General features: G+C 39.9%; 10 protein-coding genes. 5 read left to right on the forward strand and 5 right to left on the reverse strand.

Features of this window, described 5'->3' with window-relative positions; translation table 11 throughout:
• Positions 1-70: 70 nt before the first annotated feature.
• Positions 71-1,999 carry an acetoacetate--CoA ligase gene (locus ACLCDV_RS17080; RefSeq protein ID WP_411971730.1) on the reverse strand — a complete coding sequence of 643 codons (1,929 nt, stop codon included), beginning with the start codon at positions 1,997-1,999 and terminating at the stop codon, positions 71-73.
• A 122-nt stretch (positions 2,000-2,121) separates the two neighbouring features.
• Entirely contained in the window at positions 2,122-3,168 is a 1,047-nt protein-coding gene (locus tag ACLCDV_RS17085) for a 2Fe-2S iron-sulfur cluster-binding protein (RefSeq protein ID WP_411971731.1), read from the reverse strand.
• A gap of 262 nt (positions 3,169-3,430) precedes the next feature.
• On the opposite strand from ACLCDV_RS17085, the gene ACLCDV_RS17090 reads away from it, so the two are divergent.
• Positions 3,431-4,147 carry a superoxide dismutase gene (locus ACLCDV_RS17090; RefSeq protein WP_411971732.1) on the forward strand — a complete coding sequence of 239 codons (717 nt, stop codon included), beginning with the start codon at positions 3,431-3,433 and terminating at the stop codon, positions 4,145-4,147.
• 52 nt (positions 4,148-4,199) lie between these two features.
• Here ACLCDV_RS17090 and ACLCDV_RS17095 read toward each other — a convergent pair whose 3' ends face one another.
• On the reverse strand, positions 4,200-4,598 hold the full coding sequence (locus ACLCDV_RS17095) for an SRPBCC family protein (protein WP_317665522.1): 399 nt from the start codon (positions 4,596-4,598) through the stop codon (positions 4,200-4,202).
• A gap of 22 nt (positions 4,599-4,620) precedes the next feature.
• The gene (pyrE, locus tag ACLCDV_RS17100; protein ID WP_317665521.1) at positions 4,621-5,268 is read right to left on the reverse strand and encodes an orotate phosphoribosyltransferase; all 648 of its coding nucleotides are present in this window, start codon (positions 5,266-5,268) and stop codon (positions 4,621-4,623) included.
• Between the two features lie 22 nt (positions 5,269-5,290).
• On the opposite strand from pyrE, the gene ACLCDV_RS17105 reads away from it, so the two are divergent.
• The 4 genes from ACLCDV_RS17105 to ACLCDV_RS17120 all read left to right on the forward strand — a co-directional run bounded on the left by ACLCDV_RS17105 (position 5,291) and on the right by ACLCDV_RS17120 (position 8,313).
• On the forward strand, positions 5,291-5,878 hold the full coding sequence (locus ACLCDV_RS17105; RefSeq protein ID WP_411971733.1) for an NUDIX domain-containing protein: 588 nt from the start codon (positions 5,291-5,293) through the stop codon (positions 5,876-5,878).
• Positions 5,879-5,936: 58 nt separating this feature from the next.
• A complete protein-coding gene (locus ACLCDV_RS17110) occupies positions 5,937-6,653 on the forward strand; it encodes a 3-ketoacyl-ACP reductase (protein WP_317665519.1) in 717 nt (238 codons plus the stop codon).
• Positions 6,654-6,727: 74 nt separating this feature from the next.
• Positions 6,728-7,834 carry an NADH:flavin oxidoreductase/NADH oxidase gene (locus ACLCDV_RS17115; RefSeq protein ID WP_411971734.1) on the forward strand — a complete coding sequence of 369 codons (1,107 nt, stop codon included), beginning with the start codon at positions 6,728-6,730 and terminating at the stop codon, positions 7,832-7,834.
• 86 nt (positions 7,835-7,920) lie between these two features.
• Entirely contained in the window at positions 7,921-8,313 is a 393-nt protein-coding gene (locus tag ACLCDV_RS17120; RefSeq protein WP_288061501.1) for a VOC family protein, read from the forward strand.
• A gap of 64 nt (positions 8,314-8,377) precedes the next feature.
• Here the strand turns inward: ACLCDV_RS17120 and infB are convergent, their stop codons facing one another.
• On the reverse strand, positions 8,378-11,524 hold the full coding sequence (gene infB / locus ACLCDV_RS17125; RefSeq protein WP_411971735.1) for a translation initiation factor IF-2: 3,147 nt from the start codon (positions 11,522-11,524) through the stop codon (positions 8,378-8,380).
• Positions 11,525-11,552 lie beyond the last annotated feature (28 nt).

Here is an 11,552-nt window from a genome sequence, read left to right on the forward strand (position 1 = left end):
AAACCCCTCAAACGATAAACTTCATCATCCGAGGGGTTTTCTAATTAGGTATTTTTATAGCATACTATACTTAAGATCTTCTCCAGATTTTACTGATCGCTTCAAAGTCTGCCAAGGATTCTCTGTTCCGCATAATATCTACTGAGACCGCTTTTTCTACAGGCATTCCCGAAAAAATCTTCTTAATAGGCAGCTCCAGTTTTTTACCGCTTAACGTGTAAGGAATAGCCGCTACCTGAAAAATATCGTCAGGCACATGTCGCGGACTATATTGCTGCCGAAGCTCCCTTTTAATTTCCCCTTTTAACGCATCATTCAATAAACCATTGTCCAATTGAACAAAAAGCAACATATCAGATGATCCATTTTCATGATCTACACAGATAACCAAACTATCCAAGACCCCTTCGGTTCTATTTAAAACATTATAGATCTCTGCAGTACCGATACGTACGCCACCCCGGTTCAGCGTTGCATCTGAACGACCGTACATAATTATGCCATCATGTGCAGTGATCTTAATCCAATCACCATGACTCCAAACACCGCTATATTTATCAAAATAACTATCAAAGTATTTTTTATTCGCCAAATCATTCCAAAAATAGATGGGCATACAGGGCATGGGAGCTAAAATAACAAGCTCTCCCACCTCTCCATAAAGATGATGACCATTCTCATCAAATGCTTCTATCTTAGCTCCTAGGGTGCGACATTGAATCTCCCCTGCATAAACATCAAGCAATGTACAGCCCGAAAGAAAGGCACTGCAAACGTCTGTACCACCACTTAGCGAGACAATTTGACTCTCTGGAAACTGTACATTTAGCCATTCAAATACATCCGGTGGTAGTGGTGAACCTGTCGACCCTATTGTTTTCGGCTGATAAGCCAAGGATTTTAAATCTTGATCCTGACAGGAGATGAGATAAGCAGCACCAACGCCAAAATGGTCCACCTTGCTTTCCTGTGCAAACTTCCATAAACTCAATTTATCGGGATAATTCGTAGCCCCATCATAGATACACAATGTATTTCCCATTAAAAGGGCCGAAAGCGCGTAATTCCACATCATCCATCCAGTAGTGGAATACCACATGAATCGATCCCCGTCCTGCACATTTTGATGCAGTCCAAGTGCTTTCATATGTTCCAGCAGCATACCACCAACTCCATGTGTAATGGCTTTGGGCTTCCCGGTAGTTCCCGAAGAATACAAAATCCATATTGGCGCATCAAAAGGCATTTCCGTAAATTGGAGCTCAGCCTGTGTAAGATCCTTTTTCAGAATCTCTTCCCAAATATTGTCATCAATCAAAACACAAGCCAGTAAAGATGGTAGCCGCAGAGAAAGCTGTTTAATACTCTCCGCTTTTTCAAAAAGACGGCCATTATAGTAATAACTGGAATTTGCGAAGAGCACTTTGGGTTCAATCTGCTCAAAACGATCCTGAATACTCGCCTCCCCAAAATCGGGCGAACAACAGGACCAAACAGCACCAATGGAATTAACAGCCAAAAATAACGCAACAGCCTCAATGCCATTAATTAATACACCAGCGACGCGATCTCCACTTTGTACCCCTAGTTCTTTCAAATAGACCTGAAGTTTGAGAACCATGGATTCCAACTCAGTCCATGACACCTCTCTTTTAACTTGCTGTTCAGATTGAAAGATTAATGCCGGACGCTTTTCCGTTGTGTTTCGAAATACGTGTTCAGCATAATTCAAGGTAGCCCCAGCAAACCACTTTGTTCCGATAAAGCTTGTAGCATCTGCTGGCGAATCAACAATAGTTGTAAAGCCTGAATGAAACTTTATATTAAAATAGGTGGCTATACTCTTCCAAAAACTAGCCAGTTCAGTCGTAGACCATGCCCAAAGCTCCTGATAGGATGGAAAGAATAAGCCATGCTCCTTCTCGACATATTGTTTAAACTTATTGATCTCAGATTGAGATTTTTGCTCTTCTGTTGGGCTCCAGAGTAATTTCCCCATAATAGTTAGATATAAAACGGTTATATCCAAACTTAGATAAATTTACTTGTATATGCAATTTTAAATATTTCTGGCGCCCTATAACTGAACAGCATATTTTTGGATTAAATACGAATGCTCAATTATAGCACTTCAATAGCGGTATTCATTTCTACCGGATGCCCCGTGCACAACAGTATTCTTCCCTGTTCAACTTCGCGGTCTGTTAACACCTCATTATAGTCCATTCTTACTTTCCCCCTTGTACACTGCGAAATACACGTACTACACATACCGGATTTACAAGAATAAGGCAACTTAATTTTATGCTCCAGCCCTATATCTAAAATAGATTTATTGTAGGGAACCTCTAGATGATAAGTTTTACCTTGAAAAGATAGTTCGATGGCATAGGTTGTTCTATCGACTTCCTTTTCGGTCTCATCATCATCATCTTCTTCATTTTCGGGCAATAGAAAAGTCTCTCGTTTAATCTGATTGGAATCAAACCCCATCCCCAAAAGTGTAAAACGACATAAGTCCATATAAATCACAGGACCGCAAGTATAAAACAAAGCATCTTCCTTATTTCCAAACAAATGATCGTTAACAATAGCATGTATATAATCTCTATTTAGCCTGGCTTTCATCAAGTATTTACTATTGGAGTAAATCCACACAATAGTTAAGCGATCAGGAAATTGATCTGCCCAGTGCTCCAGTTCCGATCGGAACGGTGTTAACTCCAGCGTACTATTACTGTAAATCAACACTATTTTGGACTTACTTTCAGCAAGAAGCGCTGTTTTCAGAATAGCATACAAGGGTGTAATGCCAATTCCTGCAGCAAACAAAAACAAGGTCCGAACCTTTTCCGGTTCGGGTTCATATACAAATAAACCCTGAGGTTCCATTGCATTCACGATATCCCCCTCCACAATAGTATGGTGGAGCAGTCGGGATATTTCCCCATTTTCGACACGCTTAACAGTGATACTCAAAGGCTCATTATTATCGGGCGAACTATTAAAAGAATAAGAACGACGTACCTCACGATCACCAAACACAAAAGAAAGTGTAATAAACTGCCCAGCTTTATAGGGAGGATAGTCTCCTGCTATAGACTCAAGCTGAAAAGTAATGTTATTATTAGGTTGGGGGATAATTTTTGAAATCCTTAATGTATACATAAATCAAACTTAGCTAAATTTGACTTTATAAACAATTATAATTCTCTAGTTACCCTGCCCTAAGACTGCCTTGAAGCGTTCTTAAAAGAATGCAAATTATATGTTACGTAAATGCCGTAAACCAAAATTCAAAACAATATATACCACCCTAAAAGATGAATTTATAACAATTTTGTTGTATTACAATTAACAGACAATTCTTGCACAATATTTGTAAAATTTCACGTTATATTTATATCAAAACTAATCACAATAAGATTATATGCAAACACGCAGAAACTTCCTTCAAAATGCAGCAAAAGCCACACTTGGCATCGCTGTATCTGGATCAATATTACAAGATATTGCTTCCGCGAAAGCTACTGAATTAAATGCCGCTACCTTAAAGTTTTCTCAAGTAAAATTACCTTTCAGTTATGTCGCTTTGGAGCCTAATATTGATGCGTTGACAATGGAAATCCATTATACAAGGCACCATATAGCCTATATTAACGCCGTTAACGAAGCCATTCTTGCTGAAAATATCAAAGAAGCCTCAGAGGAGCAACTTCTAGCAAACATATCTAAGTACTCTCCTAAAGCAAGGAATAACGCTGGTGGAGCTTGGAACCATAACTTTTTTTGGGAAAGTCTGTCCGATAAGCCGAGTCAGCCCTCTGAAAAATTATTGACCATGATCAATAAGACATTTGGTTCTTTAGATAAATTCAAAGAACAATTTGCCGCAGCAGCAACCTCACGATTCGGTTCGGGATGGGCCTGGTTGATTTTGGATGATTCAGGTAACTTAAAAATTACCTCTACTCCAAACCAAGACAACCCTTTAATGGATGTTGCAGAGGTAAAAGGTATCCCCGTTTTAGGCCTCGATGTATGGGAGCACGCTTATTACCTGCACTATCAAAACAAAAGAGCTGATTATATTAAAAATTGGTGGAATGTTGTGAATTGGAAAAAAGTCAATGAAAGGCTAGCATAAAAAAAGCTCGATTAGTAATAATCGAGCTTTTTTTATATCCGTTATGAACAACCTATCCTAACTTTTCTTTTAATTTGTTGACCTGAAAATCAACTAATTTTTGAAGTGGTCCAGAAGCGATCATCTTCATCATCATGTTAAGATCAGCATCTATAACAAAGGTTGCCTTTGTCACCGTATCAGCAACAACTTGCAATTCCCAACGAAGAGTAACCTCAAAAGGCGCCTTCTCCGAAGGAACCAACTTAATGAATTGATGCTCACTACGCTCTTCTACCTTAAGGGCCAATTTTGCCATATTCTGTATTGTAAATCGAGCTTCGTCCGTAGTCGATGACCAATTGTAGATATTTTCCGGCATCAACTGTTCATGATTGTTGAGATCCGCCAAAAATGCATACACCTCGCTGACATTTTTGTTGATTTCTGTTGTGTTCTGAATAGTAGTCATAACGATAAATTAATCTTTTTTATTAAAAATTATCTCCCCAAGTTGCAGGGTTCAATCGCCACTTTTTCAAAATCTCAATATCCTCTTCCAATACATAACTATTTTCAGCAGCGACCTGAATCAAAGCATCATAATTACATAAACTGAAATAAGGACATTTTGCATCGGCAAAATTATCAGTAGCTTGTTGCAATCCATAAGTAAAAATAGACACCAACCCAACAACATTGCAGCCAGCCTCACGTAATGCCTTTACAGCCACTAAACTACTCTTACCTGTCGAAATTAGATCCTCAATTACAACTACACGTTGACCGCTAACTACTTCACCTTCAATTAAATTCTGACGACCATGGTCCTTAGCTGAGCTTCTAACATAAGAAAATGGTAGTCCCAAATCCTGTGCTACCAAAACGCCTTGTGGAATACCTGCCGTAGCAACTCCAGAAATCATATCCACTGATCCAAACTCTTCTTGAATAAGCTTAGAAAGCTTTTGACGAATGTATGTACGAATCGCAGGATGAGATAAAGTGATACGGTTATCACAGTAAATTGGAGACTTCCAACCCGACGCCCATGTAAAAGGACTTTTAGGTTGCAATTTTATTGCTTTAATTTGCAATAAGGATTCAGCAACTTTTTGTTCAACCTCATTTAAATTATTCATGGCGCAAATTTATAAAATTTATATGAACGAAACCGTGCTAATTTTAGCAGATTTTGTTCCATCGAAAACCAAAAACCCACAAACTATTAGTTTTCAAGAGATTGACCTCCAAAAACTTTTCAAACAATCTGAAATTGATAAAGTTCCTAAAACATATCTCTACATCAATAAGGATTTTGAAACCGTATTTCAAAACTTGAAAAACAAAATTAAGATCATCAAAGCAGCTGGTGGATTGGTCAAAAACGGAGATGGGGATTATCTTTTTATCTACCGACTAGGAAAATGGGATCTTCCTAAGGGTAAAGTGGAAGACAATGAAAAAATGCGGGAAGCAGCTGTACGCGAAGTCGAAGAGGAATGTGGTATCAAAATCAACTACTTAGGAAAGAAAATTACCACATCGTACCACACCTATTTTTTGCGAAACGGAGAATTTGTCCTTAAAGCAACAAACTGGTACGAAATGGGCGTCAACAAAGTCCCTAAATTGATTCCACAAACCGCAGAAGATATTACAAAAGCGGAATGGCGTCATGTGGACCAATTTGAAGACATACGGAACAACACTTACCCTATTATCGAAAATATCCTCAAAAAGGCAAAATAAGTTGCCTTTTTGAGGTTCATCTGACACGAATAAAAAAGATCATACCTATTTTTATGTTATGGAAAATATAACAGGAAAAAGAGCCTTAATTACAGGTGGTGCGCGGGGATTAGGAAAGGCGGTGGCCTATGCATTAGCGAAAGAAGGTGTTCATATCGCAATTACCGGGAGAAATGAAGCTGCTTTGAAGGATACTGTCGCGGAACTTGCCGAGCTAGGCACTGAGGTCACTTATGCCGTCTTTGACGTATCAAATTATAGTGCTGTACAGCAGGAGATCGAGCAATTGAAAAACACTTTCGGTAGCTTTGATATATTAATTAACAATGCTGGAGTGGCATCATTTTCCGCTGTGCTCGATATGGACGTTGCCGATTGGACATCGATCATTCAGACAAATCTCTTGGGTACATACTTTGTTACAAAAGCTATCCTTCCACAACTGATTGAAAAGAATCAAGGCGATATCATTATGGTATCTTCGACAGCCGGATTAAATGGCGCCGCCACCACTTCCGCTTATAGTGCCTCAAAGTTTGGCGTCATCGGTTTCGCCGATTCTTTAATGCGGGAAGTACGAAAAAACAATATCCGTGTATGTACGCTAATGCCAAGTACGATTGCCTCAGATATGTCCAAAGATCTTGGACTCACCGATGGCGATCCGGAGAAAGTTCTCCAACCTGAAGATTTCGCGGAGTTGGTGGTTGCCAATTTAAAACTGCCAAGAAGAGCAATGCTAAAATCAGCATCTTTATGGTCTACAAATCCTTAACAGTTGAACCACGGTTCGCAAGGATTTAAATAAAGGCTTTTGACGGCCTCTCTCTACAAAACAAAGAATTGATCATGGCAGGAGTATTCCTTGCTCCTGCCTTCTATAAACAAGCAATTATGAGTCAATTATTTTCATCAGTAAATATTGGAAAACTGCAATTTAAAAATCGTTTGGTCGTATCTCCGATGTGCCAGTACTCCGCAAAGGATGGTTTTGCTAATAACTGGCATTTGGTCCATTTGGGCCAATTTGCAATCGGTGGAGCTGCAGCAGTAATACAAGAAGCAACCGCAGTTAGTCCTGAAGGTCGAATCAGTGATGGAGACCTTGGTTTATGGGACGACCAGCATATCGAAAAATTAAAAGAAATAACCGAGTTCATTAAAGAAAATGATTCCATACCGGGCATACAACTTGCTCATGCAGGCCGCAAAGCAAGCAGTAATAAACCCTGGTTGGGGCGGAATCAATTTTCGCCGACAGATCCGCAGGGATGGCAAACAGTCGCCCCATCTCCGATACCTTTCCATGCTGGAGATTATGAACCACAGGAACTTGATGTAGACACCATTGAGAATCTGATTGAACAATTCGGAACAGCAACGAAAAGAGCAATACAAGCTGGTTATGAAATTATTGAACTCCACGCTGCGCATGGGTATCTGATCCATCAATTTCTTTCACCACTGAGCAACTTACGGACAGACTCTTTCGGTGGGACCTTTGAAAATAGGATACGTTTTCTTATTGAAATTGTGAAAAGAGTAAAACAAGAAATAACAAGCCAAAGTTTATGGGTACGTATTTCCGCAACGGATTGGGCCGAAGCAGGCTGGGATTTACAGCAGTCTATAGCCTTATCACAACTACTGTATACATTGGGGGTAGATCTAATTGATGTGTCGAGCGGAGGCTTGGTCTCCTATCAAAAAATAGATATCGGGCCAGCATATCAGCTCCCTTTCGCCATTGCGATTAAGGAACATACCAAGAATAACGTTGCCACAGTAGGTTTAATCAAAACAGCTATTCAAGCGGCCGAGATCATCGCACAAAAGCAAGCAGATTTAATCTTAATCGCACGGGGATTTCTTGATGACCCACATCTTCCATTACATTTTGCCAAAGAATTAGATGCTGACATCCCCTGGCCTAAACAATATGAAAGAGCAAAATAAGATGAAAAATTGTAAAAATAGCTGTATATGCTCCATATCATTAAGGAACAACCTCGTATAACAAATACAATGAGATAAGATTAAAAATGAAATTAAACCTCAACAAGATACATCATATCGCCATTATCTGTAGCAACTATGAGCGTTCAAAGAAATTCTATACTGATATACTGGGGCTAGAGATTGCTAGAGAATACTATCGTGTGGAACGTGATTCCTACAAACTGGATCTCAAACTCAATGATCATTACATTATAGAACTTTTTTCGTTCCCATCACCACCCAATCGGCTTAGCTTTCCAGAAGCGGCCGGTTTAAGACATCTTGCATTTGAAGTCGATAATCTCGACCTAGAATTAAATAAGCTCGAAAAAGCAGGTGTATCACATGAAGGGATCAGAATAGACGAGTTAACAAATAAACGCTTTACATTCTTTTTTGATCCTGATCAGGTTCCAATAGAACTATACGAACGTTAAAACAGAAAGCGGCATTGATTTAAATCAATGCCGCTTTCTGTTTTATTACTGTATAATTAAGTGATTACAATTTACGCTTCACTTCAACTTGTTCGTAGGCTTCAACAATATCTCCTACTTGAATATCATTGAAACGGTCAATATTTAAACCACATTCATACCCCATTGAAACTTCTTTCACATCGTCTTTGAAACGTTTCAAAGATGCCAACTTACCTGTGTGAATAACGACACCATCTCTAATTACACGGATATCATTGTTTCTGTTAATTTTCCCCTCGCGAACCATACATCCAGCAATCGTACCAACTTTAGAAATTTTGAAGGTTTCTCTGATTTCAACCTCAGCAACAATTTTCTCTTCAAATTTCGGAGCCAACATACCCTCCATTGCAGACTTGATTTCATCAATCGCGTCATAGATGATCGAATATAAACGTACATCAATTTGCTCGTTCTCTGCCAACTTACGTGCATTCTGTGTTGGACGTACTTGGAAACCTATGATGATCGCATCGGAAGCAGAAGCTAACAATACATCTGATTCAGAGATCGCTCCCACTGATTTATGAATAATATTAACTTGGATCTCGTCAGTAGACAATTTCAACAATGAATCTGATAATGCTTCAATAGAACCGTCCACATCACCTTTAACGATAATATTAAGTTCTTTAAAGTTACCGATGGCCAAACGACGACCGATTTCATCCAAGGTAATATGTTTAGTTGCACGCATGCCTTGCTCGCGTTGTAACTGAAGACGTTTGTTGGCTACAGTTCTAGCTTCAGACTCGCTTTCAAGAACATAAAGCTTATCCCCTGCTGTTGGCGCTCCTGCCATACCCAAGATTTGGACTGGAACAGAAGGTCCTGCCTCTTTAACACGTTCACCTCTTTCATTCGTCAAAGCCTTCACCTTACCTGAATGCGATCCCGCTAAAATTGGATCTCCAACACGTAATGTACCACTTTGTATCAATACCGTTGTCACGATACCACGACCTTTATCCAAAGCTGCTTCAATTACTGAACCAACAGCGCGTTTTGTCGGATCAGCTTTTAGATCTAACATCTCAGCTTCCAATAGAACTTTCTCTAATAATAGGTCAACATTTTCTCCTGTTTTTGCTGAAATCTCTTGCGCTTGGAACTTACCGCCCCAGTCTTCAACTAAGATATTCATCGCAGAAAGCTGCTCACGAATTCTATCAGGATTTGCTCCCGGTTTATCTACTTTAGTAAATGCAAATACGATTGGCACTCCCGCTGCTTGCGCGTGGTTGATTGCTTCTTTTGTTTGCGGCATGACAGCGTCGTCCGCTGCAATAACGATAATAACAATATCCGTCACTTTGGCACCGCGGGCACGCATAGCCGTAAAAGCTTCGTGACCGGGAGTATCCAAGAATGTAATTTTACGACCATCCTCCAATTTCACCGCGTATGCACCGATATGTTGGGTGATACCACCAGCCTCACCTGAAGTAACGTTCGCCTTACGGATATAATCCAATAAAGATGTTTTACCATGGTCAACGTGTCCCATGACCGTTACAATAGGGGCTCTTGATATCAAATTCGCTTCGTTATCTGGTTCCTCAAGTTCAGCAGTCTCCTCGTCCTCAGGTTTGATAAACTCTACCTGATAACCAAATTCATCCGCTACAATTGTTAAAGTTTCCGCATCTAAACGTTGATTAATTGACACAAACATACCCAAACTCATACAAGTTGCAATAATTTGGGTTACCTGAACGTCCATCAAATTAGCTAATTCGTTTGCAGTTACGAATTCTGTAACACGCAATACTTTCGCCATCATTTCTTGCTCCATTGCTGCTTCTTCAGCATGTTGAGCAACATCGTCACGTTTCTGACGTCTCAATTTGGCACGTTGCGCAAATTTGCCAGATTTACCTGCACCACTCAAACGAGCAAGTGTTGCCTTGATTTGATCTTGGATTTCCTTTTCAGTAGGCTCTTCCTTATTCTCAACAGGTCTTCCCTTTCCTCTATTATCAAAACGATTTCCGTGTTGCGGTCTCGTACCTTGTCCTGGTCTACCTGGATGTTGGCTATTACCACCTTGTCCCGGTCTACCATGATGTTGGTTGCTGTTTTGTCCTTGACGATTGTTCGGATTGTTGTTATTACCATGATTCCCACCGCGGTTACCTTGTTGGTCTCGATTGTTGGGATTGTTACCATCACGCGGTCCACGGTTTTGATTATTGTGACCTTGACCTTGCCCCGCATTTGGGTTTACTGGACCATTTGGATTCGTACGCTTACGCTTACGTTTCTCATTATTATTTCCAGCATTTGAAGATGAAGCCACCGGTTTGTGGGAAGGTCTAGCAGATGGTAATTCAATCTTACCAATGACTTTAGGCCCTGTCAATCTTTCTGCACGAGCAGAAATAATTTCATCTTCTTGTTTTTTCACAGGCTCCACTATTGGAGTTACTGGTACAGCTTTAGGTGCTGTTTCTTCTTTTTTCTTGTCTTCTACCTTCACAGGTTCAGTTTTTGTCTCTACAACCGGAGTTGCTTTTACTTCAGTTTTATTTACTTCGGGCTTTTGAATTTCAGCGTTTGGCACTACAGCTTCCGGCTTTTTCTCAATAACCTTTGGTTCTTCTTTTTTCGCTTCAACAATAGGCGCTTTGACTTCGGCTTCCTTCTTTTCTTCCACCTTAGCTTCAGCTTTAACCTCTACAGGAACTTCTTTGACGGCTTTCGGTTCTTCCTTTACAGGCTCTTCCTTCTTGATCTTACTTCCACCTCTATGCAATGCGTCAAGATCAATTTTACCAACCACCTTCATTCCACCTTGATGAACGGGTTCCTCCGCTTTTTCAGGAGTAGCTTCTTTAACAGAAGGGATTTCTACCGTATTCTTGACCAAGATTTCCTTTGATTCATCATGATCTTCGAAATCCTCATTCTTAGATGATTCCTTAGGAGAAGTGGACGGCGACTCCTCACGACGAATTTTGCCAATAACAATTTGTTTAGCTTCATCTTTCAGTGATTTGTCTCCCTGAAACTCTTTTAACAGCACACCATACATCTCTCCGCTCAATTTAGTGTTAGGCTTTGCTTCTACATCATATCCTTTTTTCACTAAACATTCCACGGCGGTATGTATCCCGATGTTGAGTTCCTTTGCTGCTTTAAGCAAGTTTGTTCCTTTTCCTTCAGTCATCTATAATATAAACTATTTTAATATAATT

Source organism: Sphingobacterium sp. Lzh-3, assembly GCF_046764375.1.
GTDB lineage: Bacteria > Bacteroidota > Bacteroidia > Sphingobacteriales > Sphingobacteriaceae > Sphingobacterium.

Excerpts from the sequence above, each read along its gene's own strand:
- ACLCDV_RS17080 (WP_411971730.1), bottom strand. The coding sequence starts at position 1,999 with ATGGGGAAATTACTCTGGAGCCCAACAGAAGAGCAAAAATCTCAATCT.
- ACLCDV_RS17085 (WP_411971731.1), bottom strand. The coding sequence starts at position 3,168 with ATGTATACATTAAGGATTTCAAAAATTATCCCCCAACCTAATAATAAC.
- ACLCDV_RS17090 (WP_411971732.1), top strand. The coding sequence starts at position 3,431 with ATGCAAACACGCAGAAACTTCCTTCAAAATGCAGCAAAAGCCACACTT.
- ACLCDV_RS17095 (WP_317665522.1), bottom strand. The coding sequence starts at position 4,598 with ATGACTACTATTCAGAACACAACAGAAATCAACAAAAATGTCAGCGAG.
- pyrE (WP_317665521.1), bottom strand. The coding sequence starts at position 5,268 with ATGAATAATTTAAATGAGGTTGAACAAAAAGTTGCTGAATCCTTATTG.
- ACLCDV_RS17105 (WP_411971733.1), top strand. The coding sequence starts at position 5,291 with ATGAACGAAACCGTGCTAATTTTAGCAGATTTTGTTCCATCGAAAACC.
- ACLCDV_RS17110 (WP_317665519.1), top strand. The coding sequence starts at position 5,937 with ATGGAAAATATAACAGGAAAAAGAGCCTTAATTACAGGTGGTGCGCGG.
- ACLCDV_RS17115 (WP_411971734.1), top strand. The coding sequence starts at position 6,728 with ATGGCAGGAGTATTCCTTGCTCCTGCCTTCTATAAACAAGCAATTATG.
- ACLCDV_RS17120 (WP_288061501.1), top strand. The coding sequence starts at position 7,921 with ATGAAATTAAACCTCAACAAGATACATCATATCGCCATTATCTGTAGC.
- infB (WP_411971735.1), bottom strand. The coding sequence starts at position 11,524 with ATGACTGAAGGAAAAGGAACAAACTTGCTTAAAGCAGCAAAGGAACTC.